We start from the raw sequence: 19,002 nt of genomic DNA, 5'->3' as shown, positions 1-19,002 counted from the left end.
GGCATGAAGCGCGCCGGACGCGTGCTTCAGATCGCGGCCGGCGTGAAGATGATCGTCATGGGTTTTCCCCTACTGGGGGATCCTACAAGTCCTCATTGTCAGCAGATTCAGTCGACGTGGACGCCGTCGGCGCCAAGCTCGCCACGCGGTCGACAGCATGGCCCTTGACGTGCTGACAACCCGCGGCCGCCGTCGCGGATGGCGGCCAAGCATCAGTCTCTGCTGCATTTCGTGGGACAGGCGCCGTGGTCGGACGCGGCCTTGCTGGCGCGGGTTCGCGACTGGGCCCTTGGACCGATCCGGGCGTGGATGGGCAACCATGCCGGAAGCTGAAGACCTCAGAAATGCCGGCGCTTGCCGCTCTTATACAAGCTGCAAGCCGCTGTGCTGCCTCGCCCGGACACGCCTCGCAACCATTCAGGCCCAATGAAACCGCAGGCCGCTTCCTCATCGAAGCGTAGCAGCGGGTCTACCAGCTATTGTCCGCGCGCAAATCGACGACATCGCACCGCGCAAAGCTCGAAAGAAGGGCCGTTTACTGCGTACCCGCCAGCCCAGCCGAGTAAGAACACCAGAAAGCTGCTATTCGCTCGTCAATCAGGAGTAAAACTAAGGCAGGTGCTGACCAACCGCGGCATCCAGAATTGAGGCACTTACTATGCCGTTCTCGAACGGCCAGGCACAGCCGCGTGATACAACGAATAGGCCTCCCTCAACTCGGTCAGTCTTGATGATGGCGCGTGGTTGAATTTCGCAGACGATGACATCGAAGCGACGTGGCTTAGGTCGGCGTTGACGAAGGTGCTCGCGAGAGCGCCCTCAACAGCGCAGAAGCAAGCGAGCGGCGTCGCAGTGGTCATCGATATTCCCCGGTAAGGTCGGGTTGCTGACACCAGCCTGATTTGAAGGAACCACCGACGACCGACCACATGATGAACCAGCGCACGATCGAGGAACAGGCCCCGACGCTAAATTCGAGCTTGGATAACCGCACTGCTACGGCCGCTCTTCGTTCGGCCCAAGCGGCTTCGGTCAATTGCCGAATGGGTGGGCGGTCATTCATCTATTCGAGCGGGGAATGCTCGATGCAGCATTCTTCCACGGCGAGTCGCCCGGCGGCCGGCTCCCCTTCCTGGCCAGCCGCGCTCTAGACTTCTGTGCTCGTTGCGGTCCTAACCTGCCTGTCGAGGACAGCGTTCCGCGGCGACCACCCTAGTCTCCAGGCCTTCGCCAGCTTCCACTCAATTCCAACACTCTCAGTGCTCGGCCAGTTCGAGGCGCATCCTATCCGCTTGCGCGGCAGCACGCTCAATCGTGGCTCGCACGAGCAATGTGTGTCCCTAACCTACCACACGTTCGGCGCTGTCCAATGTCCAACAATATCGGACGCGCAACGTAGCAGAGCCAAATCTATCACATTGCCTTTGAACGGTTTTCTCATTTGGCATGGTACATGCGCGGTCATCCGCAGACACGTCAGGGACAAGGAGAAGACGTTCCATGATCACCTCCCCGAAAGCCACCGCCGCCGCGGGTCTCCCGATCCGCCAAGGATGACGCTCGAGTGAGGCCTGGCGACATGAAGAAGATTGCTCCGGCGCGGCGCTGCCCGCGATCCACCTACCCCAGAGAGGGAGGGAGGTACCCAACGTCCTCAAACCGAGGACCAACTCACTTTGCCTAGAACCTTGCCCTCGCCCCACCACTACAACCGGAGCCATTGATGAAAGTTCTGTCTGACGGGCTGCGCAGAATGCCTGCTGCGACCACCCTGGTGACCAGCGCTCCGGCTCTGGCCGTCACGGGCGGCCGTAAAGTGACGAATTTCCTGCTCGACAACGGCATGGAGGTGGTCGTCATCCCCGATCACCGTGCGCCGATCGTCACCCATATGGGGTGGTATAAGATCGGCAGCGCCGACGAGCCGCCGGGCAAATCTGGCCTTGCCCATTTCTTCGAGCATCTGATGTTCAAGGCGGCGACAACCAACCATGCGGCCGGCGAGCTTGGCCGCGCCGTCTTGGCCATCGGCGGCTCGATCAATGCCTTCACCTTTTACGACTTCACCGCCTACCATGAAACGGTAGCGCCTTCGGCGTTGGAACAGGTGATGAGCTTCGAAGCGGATCGCATGGTCAACCTCATCCTCACCGACGATGATATCAAGACCGAGCGCGACGTGATCATGGAGGAGCGCCGTTTGGGCGTTGACAACAATCCGCACACGATGCTGGAAGAGCAGGTTGCCGCGACCCTCTGGCAGAACCAGCCTTACCGCATCCCGATCATCGGCTGGATGCAAGAGATCGAGAAGCTGACCTGGAACGACGCTAACGCCTTCTACGACAAATATTACAGGCCCAACAACGCCGTGCTGGTGGTGGCCGGCGATGTCGATCCGGAGACGGTGAAGGAGCTGGCCGAGAAGACCTATGGCAAGCTCGCGCCGGGTCCTGATTTACCCCCGCGCACCCGCCCGGTCGAACCGGAGCAGAACACCAGGCGCACGGTGACGCTTAGCGACGCACGCGTTTCGGTGCTCAGCTTTTCCACCCATTGGGTGGTGCCGTCCTATCGGACGGCCGAGCCCGGTGAGGCCGAGGCGCTGGACCTCCTGGCCGAAATTCTCGGCGGCGGCAATCGCAGCCGGCTCTATCAGCAGTTGGTGAAAGGGGGCATTGCCGCCAAGGCCGGCGCTTATTTCCAGGGCGCCATGCTGGATGCCACCAGGCTCACCATCTACGGCTCGCCGCGCGGCGATGCCAAGCTCGCCGATCTGGAGGCGGCGGCCCATGCAGTGATCGCCCGCATCGTCAAGGACGGTGTGACGGATGACGAGCTGGAAAAGGCCAAGAACCGCTGTGTCCGCTCGCGGATCTTCGCCCGCAGCAAGCAGTACCATGTGGCCAATTTGTTTGGTTCCACGCTCGCCACCGGCGGCACCGTGCAGGACGTCGAGGAATGGCCGGACCGCATCCGCAAGGTCACCACCGATCAGGTGAAGGCGGTCGCCGCCCGATATCTCGCGCTCGACCATTCGACCACCGGCTATCTCTTGCCCAAGACGGAGAATTTGATGTGATGACGAACCAACGCTGTGGCGTCTTCGCACAGGCGGGCTCTCCTTGGAGAAGGGAGGGCAGCGCGCCTCGCCACGCCGCTGGCGACCCTTCTCCTCGCGATTTCGTTCCTCATCCTGCCGGCGCTAAACGCCTGAACATCCAGGACGTGAAATCTGAAAAAGGCATCGACGCCTGGCTGGTGGAGGACCACACGACGCCGATCACTGCCATTCACTTCGTCTTCGACGGCGGCACCACGCAGGACCCGGCCGGCAAGGAGGGGCTCGCCAATCTGATGAGCGCCCTGTTGGCCGAGGGCGCCGGCGATCTCGACAGCGATGCCTTCCAGGTGAAGCTAGACGATGCCGGCGCCGAGATGAGCTTTAAGGCGCAGCGTGACGGCATTCATGGCGCGATGCACATGCTGTCCGAGCAGCAGAACGCCGCTTTCGATTTGCTTCGGCTCGCGGTCAACAGGCCGCGCTTCGACCGGGAGCCGATCGACCGCATCCGCGCCCAGATCCTTTCCGGCATCATCGCCAATGAGCGCGACCCCGAGGCGATCGCCGAGCGCAAATGGCTGCGCGCGATCTACGGCACACATCCCTATTCGAGGCCGGCCGAGGGCACTAGAGAGAGCCTCGCTGGCATCACACCAGCCGATCTCAGCTCCTTCCACAAGGCCACTTTTGCCCGCGACGGCCTGCATGTGGCGGTGGTCGGCGACATCGATGCGAAGACGCTGCGTAAAAAGCTCGACCAGCTGTTCGGCGATTTGCCTCATAACCAGTCGCGCGCCCCCGTCGCCGATGTCGATCCGAAGCTCGGCCAACAGGTGGCGGTCGACTACGATCTGCCGCAGACGTTGCTGCGGTTGGCTTATCCCGGGGTGAAGCGCAGCGCGCCAGATTTCTACGCCGCGGAGCTGCTGAACGAAATCCTCGGCGGCTCGCCCGTCATGTCGCGCCTGTGGCAGGAGGTGCGCGAGCGCGGCTTGACCTATAGCGCCTATTCCAGCTTGGTCGACCACCAGCATTCCAACGCGCTGCAGGTTATGACGGCGACGCGTTCGGACAGGGCGGCCGGGACGCTGAACCTGGTGCGCAAGGTGGTGAAGAAGATAGCGGAAGAAGGTCCGACCGAGGCCGAGCTCGAGGCGAGCAAGAAATATTTGATCGGCGCCTATGCCATCCGCAAACTGGGCTCCTCCATCACGATTGCAGCCACGCTCATCGAGTGGCAGCTCGACAAGCTCGGCACCGATTACATCCAGCGCCGCGCTGCCCTCATCGATCAGGTGACGCTCGACCAGGTCAAGGCAGCGGCCAAGAAGCTGCTTTCGGGCGAGCCCGCCATTATGGTTGTCGGCCCGCCGGTATGAGGCAACGGATAAGCCCCAGGACCCCATATTCGGGACCCATTTCGCGGGGAGCGAAATTCCGGTTCGGTGGGCTAATGAGGCCCCGCGGAGCGGTTTCAGCGGCCCTGCGATGCGTCAGCCGGTTTCGGCGAGCGTTTCCCCCGATGTCCAAAAAAGGCGCTGTTAACGAAATTTTTTAACCCGCGACGGGTTATTCGCGAGACTGAAGGCAATAGGTGGTCGATGGGTGAATCAAACATAAGCGCGTTTCCGCTGCATCGTCGGCGAAAATTGGTCGAATCTATCGCCCGGGTCCTGGAATCCAAGAACGGGGAGGACGCAAATGCCTTCTGGCGCAGCACCGTCAAGACAATACTCGTCCAACTGTCCGAATCAGGAGTTGCGCCGGGGCTCGCCGAACAGGAAGTTAGAACGCTTCTCCGTGCTGTCTTAGGCGATATAGTCACCCGGTCTTCGAGATTCGCACAATAGCATCGGCGTACGAGGAATGGTTGTCGCGTGGAGAACCCCCGGGGCTTCGTTAAGGGTAGCATCACTGCATCCGCCAATTGTACGGTTTTCTCAATGCGGATGAAACGATCGCCGCTTCGTCGATGCGCGCCTAATGTGCTCTCGGGCTAGTCATTTGGAACTGAAGTTTCATTTTCATTATAGGGTTGTGCTCGTGACTGAAGAAGGAGCGAGTCGATGGCCAATGCGACTGGACGTCCGATTTCGCCGCTGGTGTTGAGTGCGGATGAGCGGGCCTATCTCGAGCGTCAGCTTCGCCGGCGTCGTGTGGCGCGGTCGATGGCTGAACGATGCCGGATCGTTCTGCGGTGATCGACGACGTGAAGCTCTGGCCGGTCGTCTTGTCGAAGACGTGGATCTGCGTGTGCCCGTTGTCACGCGCAAAGTGACGCAGTTGCGCCTGAGTTACATAATGGTGCTTTTTAGGGGACTTGGTGGTTTCGACATAGCGACAAGATAAGATGCACTCATATGGCGAACAAGATGGTCGCTGTCGGATCCTGAACGCGGGTTCGGAGAACGACTTCAACACGATCAGCGAGGATGGCGGACGGCTCAATTTCAAGGCAATGTTCGACAAGGTCGATGCTGAACACGACCGGGTGGTCAGAAATCAGGAAGCGCGCCGAGCCGGCGGGCTCAACTTGGCCCGGCATAGATGTGCTGGTCCATCTCGGCAGGATGGGGAAGGCCCTCCGCCCCGGCGACACATGCCCGAGGGATTGAACATGGTGGTGCATGGTCCACGCGACCATTGCCTGCTGCATCTCGAAGAGATCGACGCGGACGGCGAAGGGATTACCGCGCGGACCAGCAGCGATCCAAGGCCGAAGATGCGGTCCGGGAGGAGACTCTTAGCTTGCGTTAAGAAGATATGATTCGGCCGCCACCGCGCGCAGCAGAGAACAGGTCGCGCTTCGTCCTCTCCGGACGTTTCTTTAGGAGGACCGACAACCGAGTTCAATTCCACAACGAGAGAAGAAGAATGAATTTCGGGCCTGTCTGTAGCACCTGCGGCCTGCCTTTCGCGCGCGTCGAGCTTTTGCACCGAGTTTGAAGATTGCCGACTACTTGGAAAAATCGCCCCTTACAATGCCGTGGCGCTGCAACTTATCGTAAAAGGTCTTCCGCGGAATGCCCAACGCCTCGACCGTACGCCTGACATCGCCGCCGTTGCGGCCCAGCGTCTCGCGGATGATGTCGGCCTCATAGCGCTCCAGGCGCTCGGGCAGCGGCCGAGCCGCATCAGAGGGTAGTGTCTGCATTTCTTGTGCCAGCCCGAGCACGAAACGTTCGGCAAAATGCGCCAGTTCGCGCACATTGCCCGGCCAGTCATGCTCGTGCAGATAGCGGTGCAACGACGCCGGTCCGGCAGGCACCGGGCGGCGGAAGCGGGCCGCGGCACGCTCTGCGAAGTAGCCGAACAGAAGAGCAATATCGTCGCGGCGCTCGCGTAGCGGTGGAAGGGAGACGGTCACCACGTTGAGCCGGTAAGAGATCCTCCCGGAAATTGCCGCGCTGGCGCGGGTCGCCGAGATCGACCTTGGCGGCGGCGACGACGCGCAGATCCACTGGCCTTACGTCATTGGTACCGAGCGGCATGACCTCGCGCATTTCCAACACACGCAACATCCGCACTTGTGTCGACGCCGGCATGCTTTCAATCTCGTCGAGGAACAGCGTGCCGCCGCTTGAATGCTCGATGCGACCGATCCGCTTCTTCTGCGCGCCGGTGAAAGCGCCTGCCTCATGGCCGAACAACTCGCTTTCGATCACCGTCTCCGGCAACGTCCCGCAATTCAGCGCGACGAAATTGCCCTTGCCGCGGCGGCTCCAGCGGTGCAGCAACCCGGCCACCACCTCCTTGCCGGAGCCGGTCTCCCCGGTCACCAGCACGTCGACGTCGGTGTCTGCGATTTGCCGTAGAGTGCGGCGCAGCCTTTCCATCGCCGGCGTCTGGCCGATCAGCGGCAAGCTGTCCTGCGCCAGCTCGCCCGCCTCGCGCAGGGCCCGGTTCTCCATGGTCAGGCGGCGTTTTTCCGCTGCCCGCCGCACACTCTGGGTCAGTCCATCAGCGGCGAACGGCTTGGTGATGAAGTCGTAGACGCCATCCTTGATCGCCTTGACTGCCATTGGGACGCCTCCGTGACCGGTGATGAGGATGACGGGGATGTCCGGATCGAGCCGCAGGATGCGGTCGAAAAGCTGCAAGCCATCGATCTCTGGCATGCGGATGTCGGACACAACCACACCGGCAAAATCGGAATCGATGCCGGCCAGGGCCTTTGATGCCATTGAAAACGCCAACACCGCGAATCCGGCAAGCTCGAGCGTCTGCGCGGTGACTTTCAGGAGGTCACGGTCGTCATCGATCAGGACGACCGGTGCTGCGCTCTGGTGTGTCATGCTCGACTACGCTGCCTTCAAAAGATGAACGGTGAAGCATGTGCCGCTGTCGCCACTCGCGACCTCGATGCGGCCGCCATAGTCGGCGACGATGTCCTTCGAGATCACCAAGCCTAGGCCCAGGCGGGTTTCCTTCGACGTGTTGAACGGCGTGAACAGCGACTTCAGGATGGCCGGCGGAATGCCGGGCCCGTTGTCCAATACGCTGAGCGCCACGCCATCAGTCGTTTCCTCCACCGAACCCTCCAGCCTAGCGTGGTCGCAGCCGTCAAGCGCCTCCAGCGCATTCTGAAACAGATTGATTAGCACCTGTTCGAGCCGGACCCGGTTCCCATGACCTTGAACGGAGCGGGCGCCGGCTCGACGACAAGCGCGTCGAGCCGGCCGCCAAAACGGCTTCTTAGCAGCACTACTGCACTCTCAATGACGCCGCGCAATTCCACCGGGCCAGCGGCGGTGCGGCCCTTGCGGGCGAAGGCCTTCAAGTCCTCGGTGATCGAGTCGATGCGTTCCGTCAGCGCGGCTATGGCGCCGAGGTTCTCCTCGACCGGAGCGGTCTGTTTGCGCTCCAGGAAGGTCCGGGCATTGTCGGCATAGGCCCGGATGGTAGCAACCGGTTGGTTGATCTCATGCGCTACGCCGGCCGCGACCTGGCCAAGGATGGCCAGTCGATTTGCCTGGACCAGTTCCTGCTGCACCACCTGGAGTTTCGCTTCCGTACTGCGGTGACCGATGATCTCTGACTGCAGCCGATCGCGGGCGCGGCTTAGATCCTGGGTGCGTTCGGCGACACGGCGTTCGAGCTCGGAGCGCGCCGCCTGTTCGGTCGCGATCCGCATTTGCGCCGATTGCCGGCGCCAGAGCAGATACGCAGCCAGGCCGAGGAGCGGAAGCACGATCCCAAGCGCGAGAAGCCGCATGCCACGGACAGCGGCAGCGATCGGCACTTCCGCAGGGACGAGATAGTCGAGCCGCCAGGGTGTGGGGGGACCAGCCTCGAGAGGCGCAGATATTCCGCGTCGTTGCTGCCTGGCGTGATGACATGGACAATCGATACCTCCTGGCTCAATGTCTCGGGTCGCGTGATCGGCAAGGGCATAAGCGGCGCATCTCCGACCTGCTCGCTGTCGCGGATCGCGGCAACGTTGGGCCCGGCAAGGGCTGCTGTCGTCATGAAGCGCCAGGATGGAATGCTGGTGACCGGCACGACACCATGTTCGTCGCTGACATAGGTCGGCCGATTCGCCTCGCGCCAGTTCGCCTCGAGCTGGTCGAATTCCATCTTGACGACGACGACGCCGAGAGGTGCTGAGGCGCTGCCGACACGCCGCGAAATGTAAAGACCGGCACGCTTGCTGACATTGCCGAGCGCGAAATATTCGGCTGTTCCGTTTTGCATCGCTCTGGAGAAATAGGCGCGAAAGCCGTAGTCGCTGCCCACGAAGCTGTTCGGCTCGCGCCAGTTGCTAGACGCGGCCGCTATGCCATCGGTGCCAGCAACGTAGAGCACCGATGCCTTGGTGCCGGAGACAAGGCTTTCAAGCTTGCGGTTCAGCACATCGATCGCGACGGCATCGCGCCGTGCCAGAAGCATCGTGCACCTGCTGGTCCTCCGATAACAGCAGCGGCAGTGCGCGTGGATTTTCCAAAACAGCGGTAAGCAGCGCCACTTTCAGGTTCGCATCTGTGCGCGCGTGCGCCGCCAGCGCCTTGAGTTCAATGTCCCGAGCGTAGAGGCCGGAGCTATGGAGCGCCGAGGCAATGATCGCGACCCCTATTGCCGCGAACCCAAACCAGGCTCGGACCGCACGCCTGCCGAGTTGCTCGGGCGTCGAAGGCAGGTCGGAGGCGGGGCGCTGCAGCATCGTTCATTTGTGCATGATTTCGCACAACGGGCAATCATATTTGTGCGGGCAACCGCACTTTTTGCCCAGAGGCAAGCGACGTGAATTGATGATTACGCGCTAAAGATCAGCACTTATCGACAACAGGCTGCGTCTGGCACGCCAGTTGCGAATTCAGATTCAGCAGCCGCGAGGCTGTTGAAGCTTAGTCCCGGGAGGTCGGGTCTCCCGATCGGGGCGCAACGGAGGATATCATGCAGACAACGATCGCTGCCGCCGAGCCGCGCGGCAAGGTTCCCTTCTATCGGCATCTCTATGTGCAGGTCCTGGTGGCGATCGCCGCCGGGGTGCTGCTTGGACATTTCTATCCGGAGACAGGTGCCGCGATGAAGCCGTTCGGCGACGCCTTCATCAAACTGGTGAAGATGATCATCGCGCCGGTGATCTTCCTGACGGTGGCGACCGGCATTGCCGGCGTATCCGACCTGCAGAAAGTCGGCCGTGTCGCCGGTAAAGCGATGGTCTATTTCCTGGTATTCTCGACGCTGGCGCTGGTTATCGGCCTCATCGTCTCGAACGTTGTCCAGCCCGGCGTCGGCATGCACATCAATCCGGCCACACTCGACGCATCGAAGGTGATGACCTTTACCGAAAAGGCGCATGACACCACCATCGTCGGCTTTCTGATGAACATCATTCCCGATACGATCACCGGCGCCTTCGTGCAGGGCGATGTATTGCAGGTGCTGTTCTTTTCGGTGCTGTTCGGCATTGCGATGGGGCTGGTCGGCGACAGCGGCCGTGCCGTCGTCGATTTCCTGCAGGCACTGACCGCGCCGATTTTCCGCCTTGTCGCCATCCTCATGAAGGCCGCACCCATAGGCGCCTTCGGCGCCATGGCCTTCACCATCGGCAAATACGGCATCGGCTCGATGGCCAATCTCGCCATGCTGATCGGCACGTTCTATGCGACCTCGCTGCTATTCGTACTAGTGGTGCTCGGCGCGGTCGCCCGCTACAACGGCTTCTCGATCCTGGCGTTGATCCGCTACATCAAGGAAGAGTTGCTCCTGGTTCTCGGCACCTCGTCTTCAGAGGCGGCGCTCCCCGGCCTCATGGTCAAGATGGAGCGCGCCGGCTGCAAGCGCTCGGTCGTCGGCCTGGTCATCCCGACCGGCTATTCCTTCAACCTCGACGGCACCAACATCTACATGACGCTGGCGGCATTGTTCATCGCACAGGCGACCGACACGCCCCTCACTCTCGGCGACCAGGTCCTTTTGCTTCTCGTCGCCATGCTCAGCTCCAAGGGTGCCGCCGGCATCACCGGCGCTGGCTTCATCACGCTGGCGGCGACGCTGTCGGTCGTGCCCTCCGTGCCGGTTGCCGGCATGGCGCTGATCCTCGGCGTCGACCGCTTCATGTCGGAGTGCCGGGCGCTGACCAATCTCGTCGGCAATGCGGTAGCGACGATTGTGGTGGCGCGCTGGGAAAAGGAGCTCGATCAGGCGAAGCTCGCCGCCGCTATGGCCGGTGAATTGCCAGACGAGGCAGACCTGTCGCTGCAAGTCGAGGATGTCTCCATCTCGCCCAAGCATCGACCACGGTGCTGGGGCAACGAGATGTATGAAAGCAAACCTCATTGAGACGGTTCAGCCCGGGCCGGTTTTGCTCCGGGCCGGGCTTGTCACCCACTCGCCGCCATCGCAACGCCGGGCGGCGGAACTGCTGGCCGTAATCCCCGGCGATCTTTGCACCTCATCGCCCCGAGGAGGGGACCTGTGACGTCGAGGAATGACGCTCAGTTTGCCAATCACTATAAAATCGCGTCGGCCGGCGCCGGGAGCCAAGCACAATCTCTTCGATGGGAGCTCGGATGGCTTGTAGGATCATCCGGCAGAATTCTCTTTAAGCCTCTTGAGCACAAATCGCTTGCTTTCGAGAACGCTCTCTTCAAGCGACCTCGCATTCGCCAGATGCGCGGCGATGGCGCTGGCCAGCATGCAGCCGGTCCCGCGCATTGTTCCGGCAAGACGGGGTGTGTCGAAGCGAATGGGTTCCTGATTGTAGGTCAACAGGATATCGGTGGATCGCGGTCCGGTCGCATGGCCACCTTTGAGCAACAGCGCCTGCGGCCCGCACGCGAGCAATCTTTTTCCCTGCCGGAGCGTGTCATCATCGTCCGCTGCCAGTTCCGCACCGACAAGGACCGCCAGTTCGATGAGGTTTGGAGTTACGAGATGGCAAAGCGGCATGAGATCACGCTTCATGACGCCGATCGCATTCGCCTCCAGGAGCGGCCTGCCCGAAGAGGAAGCCAGCACCGGGTCGAGTACTGCCGGTATCCGTGGATATTCGCTGAGCACGGCCGCAACCGCAACAATGACCCGCGCGGTTGAGAGCATGCCGATCTTGATGGCCAACACCTTGTTGGCCCGCAGTGCTGCGCGCATCTGGTCGGCGACAAGGCCCGGCTGCAGATGATGGATTGCGATGACTGCATCGTGTCTCTGCACCGTCACCGCAGTGACGGCAAGGCAGGTGCGCACACCGATGGCAGAGATCGTCTCGATGTCGCGTGCAACGCCGGCACCGCCGCTGGAGTCCGATCCACCGACGACAAGCACATGTGGCTCTTGTCTTAGCGCCACCGGTTGGTCTTCTCGATCCATTCTTGCGTGCGCGCTTCGGGATCGGCATTCAGGCTGATATCGGTAACCACAGCCGCGCTGTCGGCGCCAGCCTCAAAGACACCGTCGAGCCGGTCAGGGCTGAGCCCGCCGATGGCAACCAGCGGGATCGGCGCAACCCTGTCTTTCCACGCGCTGATCCGTTCGAGCCCTTGCGGCGCCCATTTCATCTTCTTGAGGCTAGTCGGATAAATGGGCCCCAGCGCCACGTAGTCCGGCTCGGCCGCGAGCGCCGTTTCCAGTTCGGCGTGATCGTGGGTCGAAAGCCCGAGCTTCAATCCGGCGTATTTAATCGCCAGCAGATCGGCCGCAGCCAGATCCTCTTGACCGAGATGGACGAAGTCGCAGCCTTCCTCAATGGCGAGCCGCCAATAGTCGTTGATGATCAGTTGACAACCATGGGCCGTGCAGACGTCGATCGCGCGGCGGATTTCCATCTGCAGCATGGGCTCGTCCCTGTCCTTGATGCGCAACTGCACCAGCTTAACGCCAAGCGGGACGAGCCGTTCGATCCAGGCAGCGCTGTCGACGATCAGGTAGAAGGGGTCGAGCTTCATGAAAAAACCGCCCTGCCAAATGTCGGTGTCGACGGTATGGCGACATCGCGCGGTTCGAGCATTCCCGAGCAGAAAGCTTCACGGCCGGCATCGACCGCCTTGCCGAACGCGCGCGCCATGCCGATCGGATCGGCTGCCTTGGCAACCGCCGTATTCAGGAGCACGGCGTCGAAGCCGAGTTCCATGACGGTCGCCGCGTGCGATGGTCGTCCAAGCCCCGCATCGACGATCAGCGGGACGCCGGGAAAATGTCCACGCATCGAGCGCAGCCCCGGGATGTTGACCGGGCCGAGCGCGGAACCGATCGGCGCGCACCATGGCATTAAGACCTTGCAGCCCGCGTCCAGCAGCCGTTCCGCAACGACAAGATCGTCGGTGGTGTAGGGGAGGACCGCAAAACCGTCTTCGCACAGGATTCGGGCGGCTTCGACCAGGCCAAACACGTCCGGCTGGAGGGTATCATGGTTGCCGATCACTTCGAGCTTGATCCAGTCTGTGCCGAAGACTTCGCGCGCCATTTTCGCGGTCGTGACCGCCTCCTTGACGGAATGGCAGCCGGCAGTGTTGGGTAGGACGTGGACGCCGAGCGAGCGGATCAACGACCAGAAATTCTCGCCAGCCTTGCCGCCTGCCATTTCACGCCGCAAGGAGACGGTCACCACCGACGTCCCGGACGCCTTGACAGCATCGGCAAGGATGGCTGGTGAAGGATATTGGGCGGTGCCGAGAAGCAGGCGTGAGGGAAGCGTCGTTCCAAAAAGATCGAACATGGTCCTACCCACCCTGCATGGGTGACAGGATCTCGATCCGGTCGCCTTCGCTCAACAGGAATTCTGCCCGGTTTGCTTTGTGCACAAGGTCGCTGTTGACAGCCGTTGCCAGCCAATCGCCCTCATAGGCGAGCGCGGCAAGCAGCGCCGCCAGTGTCGTGGCGTCATTCTCAAGCGCTTCGCCGTTGACGATCAGTTGCATGAGCAAGTTCCTCGAATTTGGCATGATCGAAGACAAGAGCGGCGGCCAGCCGCGCCATGGCGGGCGCAAGAAGGAAACCATGGCGGTAGAGCCCGTTGATGGCGACGCCATTTCCACGTGCTTCGACACGCGGCAGATTGTCGGCAAAGGCCGGGCGAATACCGGCGCCGGTCTCGATGATGCCGGCCTCACCGAAGGCCGGGTGGAGCGCGCAGGCAGCGCTGAGAAGTTCCATCATCGAACGGACCGCGACCGGACCACAGTCATCGCTCTCGATCATCGTGGCGCCGGCCATGAAACGGTGATCGCTGCGCGGCACCACGTAGAGCGGAAAGCGCGGATGAAGCAGCCGCACCGGGCGCGACAGCGAGATTTCGGGCGTGCGCAGGATAAGCATTTCGCCGCGAACGCCGCGCAGCCTCTCATTACCCGCTGCCATTCCTATGCAGTCGATCTCGCGTTCGAACCCGGAAAGCTGCCGGGCGTCCGTGGCAAAGCGGAAGTCGACGCCCATGGCGGCGAGCTTTTCGTGAAGCGCTGCCATCGCCTGGCGCGGGTCGAGATGCGCCTCGCCGGGGAAGAACAGCCCGCGCCGGAAACGGCCGGCGAGATCGGGCTCCAGCCGCGCGATTTCCTCTTCATCGATCCAGCAATGGCCTGAGGTGCGGCTTGCGAAACGGTCAAGCTCGCCCGCATCCCGCGGCGCTGCAACAACGAGCGTTCCGGCCCGCGTCACCTGGCCGGGCAGCGCCGCATCCCACCAGTCGGCGGCGCCGCGTCCGAGGTCCAGCACAGGCTGCTCGGCGCTTTCGCGTTCGCACCAGGGCGCTAGCATGCCGCCGGCAAACCACGATGCGCCGCCGAGACTACACCCGATTTCGGCCACGGTGACCGCTGCGCCGCGAGCGGCAAGTTCGAAGGCAGCTGTGAGGCCAGCGACGCCGGCCCCTTTGACCAGCACCCTCATGACGGCTCCGGCACCTTGGGCGTGGTGTCACTCACCGGCATATAGAGGTCGCCGCCCGCGCGATATTTTTCCGCCATCGCCGCCATTCCCTCCTTCTGTGCTTCGGCGCGGATGTCATGGGAGATGCGCATCGAGCAGAATTTCGGCCCGCACATGGAACAGAAATGCGCCAGCTTGTGCGCCTCCTTCGGCAAGGTCTCGTCGTGGAACGAGCGCGCCGTTTCAGGGTCGAGCGAGAGGTTGAACTGGTCTTCCCAGCGGAACTCGAACCGGGCCCGTGACAGCGCATCGTCGCGGATTTTCGCCGCCGGATGGCCCTTGGCGAGGTCGGCGGCGTGCGCGGCTATTTTGTAGGTTATCACACCGGTCTTGACGTCGTTGCGATCCGGCAGACCGAGATGCTCCTTCGGCGTCACATAGCAGAGCATGGCGGTGCCGAACCAGCCGATCATGGCAGCACCGATTCCGCTGGTGATGTGGTCATAGCCGGGCGCAATATCGGTCGTCAGCGGTCCGAGCGTGTAGAAGGGTGCCTCACCGCAGATGGCGAGCTGCTTGTGCATGTTCCGCTTGATCTTGTGCATGGGGACATGCCCAGGCCCCTCGATCATGACTTGGCAATCCTTCGCCCAGGCGATTTTTGTCAGCTCACCGAGCGTTTCCAGTTCGGCGAATTGCGCCGCGTCGTTGGCGTCGGCGATCGAGCCGGGGCGTAGGCCATCGCCGAGTGAGAAGGAGACGTCATAGGCGCGACAGATGTCGCAGATTTCCTCGAAATGCTCGTAGAGGAAGCTTTCCCGATGATGGTGCAGGCACCATTTCGCCATGATCGAGCCGCCTCTGCTGACAATCCCGGTGACGCGCTCGACCGTCAGCGGAATGTAATGCAGCCGGACGCCGGCGTGGATGGTGAAATAGTCAACGCCCTGCTCGGCCTGCTCGATCAGCGTATCGCGATAGACCTCCCAGTTGAGGTCCTCGGCGATGCCGGCGACCTTCTCCAGCGCCTGATAGAGCGGCACCGTCCCGATCGGCACCGGCGAATTGCGTATGATCCATTCGCGGATGTTGTGGATGTTGCGGCCGGTCGACAGATCCATCACCGTGTCGGCGCCCCAGCGGATCGCCCAGACCATCTTTTCGACCTCTTCGGCCATGGACGAGGTGACGGCGGAATTGCCGATATTGGCGTTGATCTTGACCAGGAAATTGCGGCCGATGATCATCGGCTCACTTTCGGGGTGGTTGATGTTGGCGGGGATGATTGCGCGCCCCCGCGCCACCTCTTCACGCACGAACTCCGGCGTGACGAAATCCGGGATCGAGGCACCGAAGGCCTCGCCCTCCCGCTGCAGCTTGCCTTGCAGGATCTCGCGTCCAAGGTTCTCGCGAATGGCGACGAATTCCATTTCGGGGGTGATGATCCCGGCGCGGGCATAGGCAAGCTGTGTCACCGCCTTGCCGGCCCGGGCCCTCCGCGGAGGGTTGCGGACTCGAAATTCCGGCGTCAGGCGCTCGCCCGCCGCAAATCCATTGTCCTCCGGCCTGACGTGGCGGCCGTCGTAGAATTCGACATCGCCACGTGCCGTGATCCAGTCCTGGCGCAGCCGGGCAAGGCCGGTCTCGATGCTGGTCTCGATAGTGGGGTCGGTATAAGGGCCGGACGGATCGTAAACCGTGACCGGCGGCTCACCGGCGGTCGGGTGGACGGCGATCTCGCGCATCGGCACCCTGATCTGCGGGTGGATGGCGCCGGGCTTGTAGGTTTTCCGCGAGGCGGGCAGCGGTCCCGTCGACACGGCGGGGGTCAAGGCATTCATTTGAGGCTCCTTTGCTCATTTGCATTGGAGACCCAGTTCTGTGCCGGAAGGATGAAAAGACGCCTTGGGCGACCTGCTCGAAACAGGTTTTCGGGCATGAATTCCCGCAAAGCGCTTGCACCGTCCCTACGCCAGTGTGAACTGGATCAGGTTCAACGGGTCACTGCGCCGCGAAGCCAGCAGTATCTCAGCCCCTTGCCGGGACTCCCCTGGTGAATGCCTCGATTGGACCGGGCCGGCGCCCTTTTGTCAAGCGCCGATGCGCTGGCGTTTGCCGCCACGGCCAATTTGCTGTTGCCCACGGCGGTGGCATCGATCGCCGACGAGGACCGCCTGGCGGCCGATTGCGTCGCCATATTGCTCAGTCGCATAATCGAGTCGCTTGAGCGGGTTTCCGGCCTCCGCGCCGATGCTTTCATTGGTAGAGGCCCGGCACTGAATTGAAGCGGCTCGGCAGCTATCCTAAGCAACACATTTCAACGCTTGGCTGCAGGCGCGCCATAGAGCAAATCAGAAATTCCGGCTGCACCGAACAGCCGCAATCATGCCCCCAACCGGGCTTCCCCATAATTATCGTTCCCAATCGGCTCCTGCTCGGCCGTAATCCGAGATTTGACAGGGCGGCCCGCGTGGATGGGTATTTCCGCCCTGGTGCCATCGGGGAAGATCGCGACGATCTTAAGTTCGCCGCCGAGGCTGCGGACGTAGCGTTCCATGGTCCTTATCTGAACAGTTTCCGGGTGATGCTCGACGCGCGAAATCTCGGCCTGCTTCATTCCGGATTTTTCGGCAAGCCGGGCCTGCGTGGTGTCCATAGCCTTTCGCAGTTCGGCGAGATGGACACGGTGAATGATGGCGGCGGCGCCCCTTTCGGCCTTCGCGAGGCGATCCTTTGGTAAGCGATCGATCCACTCGCGAGCATTAGGAGCTTCGGACTTCTTGAACTTGGTCATTGTCTCATTCCTCTGCCTCAAGCCACTCATCAAAACGCTTGTCCGCTGTCGCGATGAGGGATTTGTAGAACTGCCTGCTGGCTGTGCCTTCCTTGTTGCCACCAACGAGGATAACGGCGCGTCGTTCCGGATCAAAAGCAAAGGCGAACCGCCATGCGCCACCAGTGGCGAACCGAATTTCCTTCATGTTTCGATGCTTGGAGCCGTTCAGCGTGTCGGCCAAAGGGCGCCCAAGCTGGGGACCGATCCCCTCAAGCGCTATGACCACCTCCGCCAGCTTATTCCGCCGGAAGCCTCGCACGCTCTTCAGCGAAGTCCGGATGCTCAACAACTGTCCACCCCATGGGCCATGATATAGGCTAGAGCCGATATTTCGTCAATCAGAAAGACCGTCCCGCGGCAGGGCTCGGATGCTCCTGCTGGTACGAAATCGCAGTTTCGCGGCATCAGGCCGTTTGAGCGTTGAGGTGGTGCGCCTTCCAGGCTTCACGCTCGGGCGGATATGGAGCCGGGCTGCAAAATGGTCCGAATGCGTGAAGCCGGTCGTCAAGACGGATAGCTGCCAGGTGTCGCATGTCGGCTACGTCGTGTCCGGCACCATCACCGTCAATTGCATGATGGAACCCACAAAAAAAAGTTCGGGCCAGGCACGTCTTATACGATTCCGCCCGGTCATGACGCCTGGGTGGAAGGCAACGAGCGCTTCACATGCATCGAGTCATGAGCGCCGAGCAATATGCCAAACCATCGTAGGACACTTCAGGGTTTCTATGACAGCTTTACCGGAGCAGTGTCGATCAGCAACGATGCGTGCCTCAACGCCAGCCGCCTGAGACCTAGTCATGCTGACGGTCATGCTCACGCCCGTACGCCCGATGTCGCCGACGAGACGCCGACCTCTTCCGCCCTGACCGGCTTCGATGAAGAGCGTCTGCTCACCTGGATCCGCCTTCTGGACGCCGCGGCCGAGAAGGGCGACTGGCGCGAAGTGGCGAAGATCGTTCTGCACATCGATCCTGAGAAGGAACCGGAACGAGCGTTCAGGGCGAGGCAAACGCATCTTGCTCGCGCCAAGTGGATAACCACCAACCGCTCCAGAATCTCCTGGCCGGCGGCATCCCACAGCCGAATGGCCATAGCGAGATAGCGCGGCCTGCTCATCGAGTGACACAAGATTTCGCAGGCCGAGCCATACACCGGCTCAGTGTGGCCGGCGCGGCGCGACCTTGCACCTTGTGAGCCGGAAGGGCAAATCACACCTTTCGGCGCCCTTCGGCAGCTTGGCCAACCTCGCGGTGTGCCGGTGGGCATTTTTGGCTGGTTGTTCGTATCGGTCGCGTCGGCGCCACCGCCTTCCACCTTGGCCCGCTCTGCGTGTCGCGGGGTCAAAGGGATGAATAGCGGCGGAGCACCTTGTCCAGCTTGTAGAGAACGGGGTGGAGGAAGCCGTACTCTGGAATTTAAGACCCGCTATGGCCAGCCCAAAGGGCGATCACGGTCTTTCAATGAGGAGCAGAAGCGCGAACTGCTTGCAGACATGTCCTCATTCGCAAACACAGGAGGAGGTGATCTTCTGATTGGCATCACCGAGGAAGTGGTCGGATTAGATTTGGCTGGACCCGACAAAGAGAAGCTGAAGCTCGAAAGCATGAGCGAGATGCAAGCTTGAATTCCCCCGCAGGGGGACGTGCGATGGCCTATGGTCATCATGGGCGCCTGATCGGTTGTGACCGACCAGGCGGCATCGATTCCGCGCTTCGAGGTCGCCCAACTGCTTTCGCCGGCTGCTTGAAATTCATCGTTACAGAACAAGTGCCCAGCGCAGATCGCAAGTCTTTTT

The 19,002-nt window shown here is 61.7% G+C and carries 16 protein-coding genes, 3 pseudogenes and 1 riboswitch; of the genes and pseudogenes, 8 read left to right on the top strand and 11 right to left on the bottom strand.

Going from position 1 to position 19,002, the window contains the following annotated elements; translation table 11 throughout:
* The first annotated feature begins 1,723 nt into the window (after positions 1-1,723).
* The 4 genes and pseudogenes from ACWUKX_RS29135 to ACWUKX_RS29120 form a co-directional block, all read left to right on the top strand.
* Positions 1,724-3,082, top strand: coding sequence for a M16 family metallopeptidase (locus ACWUKX_RS29135; RefSeq protein ID WP_456010117.1), 1,359 nt, complete (start codon positions 1,724-1,726; stop codon positions 3,080-3,082).
* A gap of 146 nt (positions 3,083-3,228) precedes the next feature.
* Entirely contained in the window at positions 3,229-4,443 is a 1,215-nt protein-coding gene (locus ACWUKX_RS29130) for a M16 family metallopeptidase (RefSeq protein WP_456010116.1), read from the top strand.
* 222 nt (positions 4,444-4,665) lie between these two features.
* On the top strand, positions 4,666-4,914 hold the full coding sequence (locus ACWUKX_RS29125) for a DUF6074 family protein (RefSeq protein ID WP_456010115.1): 249 nt from the start codon (positions 4,666-4,668) through the stop codon (positions 4,912-4,914).
* A 216-nt stretch (positions 4,915-5,130) separates the two neighbouring features.
* A pseudogene (locus tag ACWUKX_RS29120) lies at positions 5,131-5,262 on the top strand (IS630 family transposase); the annotation flags it as partial.
* A gap of 158 nt (positions 5,263-5,420) precedes the next feature.
* Here ACWUKX_RS29120 and ACWUKX_RS29115 read toward each other — a convergent pair.
* The 3 genes and pseudogenes from ACWUKX_RS29115 to ACWUKX_RS29105 all read right to left on the bottom strand — a co-directional run bounded on the left by ACWUKX_RS29115 (position 5,421) and on the right by ACWUKX_RS29105 (position 9,224).
* Positions 5,421-5,720 carry a hypothetical protein gene (locus ACWUKX_RS29115; RefSeq protein ID WP_456010114.1) on the bottom strand — a complete coding sequence of 100 codons (300 nt, stop codon included), beginning with the start codon at positions 5,718-5,720 and terminating at the stop codon, positions 5,421-5,423.
* Between the two features lie 300 nt (positions 5,721-6,020).
* Positions 6,021-7,359: pseudogene (locus tag ACWUKX_RS29110) on the bottom strand (sigma-54-dependent transcriptional regulator).
* 6 nt (positions 7,360-7,365) lie between these two features.
* A pseudogene (locus ACWUKX_RS29105) lies at positions 7,366-9,224 on the bottom strand (sensor histidine kinase).
* A gap of 233 nt (positions 9,225-9,457) precedes the next feature.
* Here ACWUKX_RS29105 and ACWUKX_RS29100 point away from each other — a divergent pair.
* Positions 9,458-10,849 (top strand): dicarboxylate/amino acid:cation symporter, encoded by a 1,392-nt coding sequence (locus ACWUKX_RS29100; RefSeq protein ID WP_456010112.1) that lies wholly within the window; start codon positions 9,458-9,460, stop codon positions 10,847-10,849.
* A 243-nt stretch (positions 10,850-11,092) separates the two neighbouring features.
* Here ACWUKX_RS29100 and ACWUKX_RS29095 read toward each other — a convergent pair whose 3' ends face one another.
* From ACWUKX_RS29095 to thiC, 6 genes are read right to left on the bottom strand one after another with little or no spacing between them, the layout of a single operon-like run.
* Entirely contained in the window at positions 11,093-11,854 is a 762-nt protein-coding gene (locus tag ACWUKX_RS29095) for a hydroxymethylpyrimidine/phosphomethylpyrimidine kinase (RefSeq protein WP_027155672.1), read from the bottom strand.
* Complete coding sequence (locus ACWUKX_RS29090) at positions 11,845-12,450, bottom strand: thiamine phosphate synthase (protein WP_456010111.1); 606 nt, start codon at positions 12,448-12,450, stop codon at positions 11,845-11,847. The genes ACWUKX_RS29095 and ACWUKX_RS29090 overlap by 10 nt, the downstream gene beginning before the upstream one ends.
* Positions 12,447-13,220: a thiazole synthase gene (locus tag ACWUKX_RS29085; protein WP_456010110.1), complete on the bottom strand. Its 774-nt coding sequence runs from the start codon at positions 13,218-13,220 to the stop codon at positions 12,447-12,449. Before ACWUKX_RS29085 ends, ACWUKX_RS29090 begins: the two co-directional genes overlap by 4 nt.
* Before the next feature lie 4 nt (positions 13,221-13,224).
* On the bottom strand, positions 13,225-13,422 hold the full coding sequence (gene thiS, locus ACWUKX_RS29080) for a sulfur carrier protein ThiS (RefSeq protein WP_456010109.1): 198 nt from the start codon (positions 13,420-13,422) through the stop codon (positions 13,225-13,227).
* Complete coding sequence (thiO, locus tag ACWUKX_RS29075) at positions 13,391-14,389, bottom strand: glycine oxidase ThiO (RefSeq protein WP_456010108.1); 999 nt, start codon at positions 14,387-14,389, stop codon at positions 13,391-13,393. The genes thiS and thiO overlap by 32 nt, the downstream gene beginning before the upstream one ends.
* Positions 14,386-16,209 (bottom strand): phosphomethylpyrimidine synthase ThiC, encoded by a 1,824-nt coding sequence (gene thiC, locus ACWUKX_RS29070; protein WP_456010106.1) that lies wholly within the window; start codon positions 16,207-16,209, stop codon positions 14,386-14,388. The genes thiO and thiC overlap by 4 nt, the downstream gene beginning before the upstream one ends.
* A gap of 105 nt (positions 16,210-16,314) precedes the next feature.
* Positions 16,315-16,430, bottom strand: a riboswitch (TPP riboswitch).
* A 4-nt stretch (positions 16,431-16,434) separates the two neighbouring features.
* Here thiC and ACWUKX_RS29065 point away from each other — a divergent pair.
* Complete coding sequence (locus ACWUKX_RS29065) at positions 16,435-16,653, top strand: hypothetical protein (protein ID WP_456010104.1); 219 nt, start codon at positions 16,435-16,437, stop codon at positions 16,651-16,653.
* Between the two features lie 98 nt (positions 16,654-16,751).
* Here ACWUKX_RS29065 and ACWUKX_RS29060 read toward each other — a convergent pair whose 3' ends face one another.
* The gene (locus tag ACWUKX_RS29060; protein WP_456010103.1) at positions 16,752-17,162 is read right to left on the bottom strand and encodes a helix-turn-helix domain-containing protein; all 411 of its coding nucleotides are present in this window, start codon (positions 17,160-17,162) and stop codon (positions 16,752-16,754) included.
* 4 nt (positions 17,163-17,166) lie between these two features.
* The gene (locus tag ACWUKX_RS29055) at positions 17,167-17,490 is read right to left on the bottom strand and encodes a type II toxin-antitoxin system RelE/ParE family toxin (RefSeq protein WP_456010102.1); all 324 of its coding nucleotides are present in this window, start codon (positions 17,488-17,490) and stop codon (positions 17,167-17,169) included.
* A 408-nt stretch (positions 17,491-17,898) separates the two neighbouring features.
* Between ACWUKX_RS29055 and ACWUKX_RS29050 the strand changes: the two genes are divergently transcribed.
* Positions 17,899-18,309, top strand: coding sequence for a hypothetical protein (locus ACWUKX_RS29050; protein WP_456010101.1), 411 nt, complete (start codon positions 17,899-17,901; stop codon positions 18,307-18,309).
* Between the two features lie 246 nt (positions 18,310-18,555).
* Positions 18,556-18,831, top strand: a complete 276-nt coding sequence (locus tag ACWUKX_RS29045) for an AlbA family DNA-binding domain-containing protein (RefSeq protein WP_456010099.1) — start codon at positions 18,556-18,558, stop codon at positions 18,829-18,831.
* Positions 18,832-19,002: the final 171 nt, after the last annotated feature.

It is taken from the genome of Mesorhizobium sp. f-mel, assembly GCF_053850215.1.
This window is presented reverse-complemented; position numbering and strand designations above follow the sequence as displayed.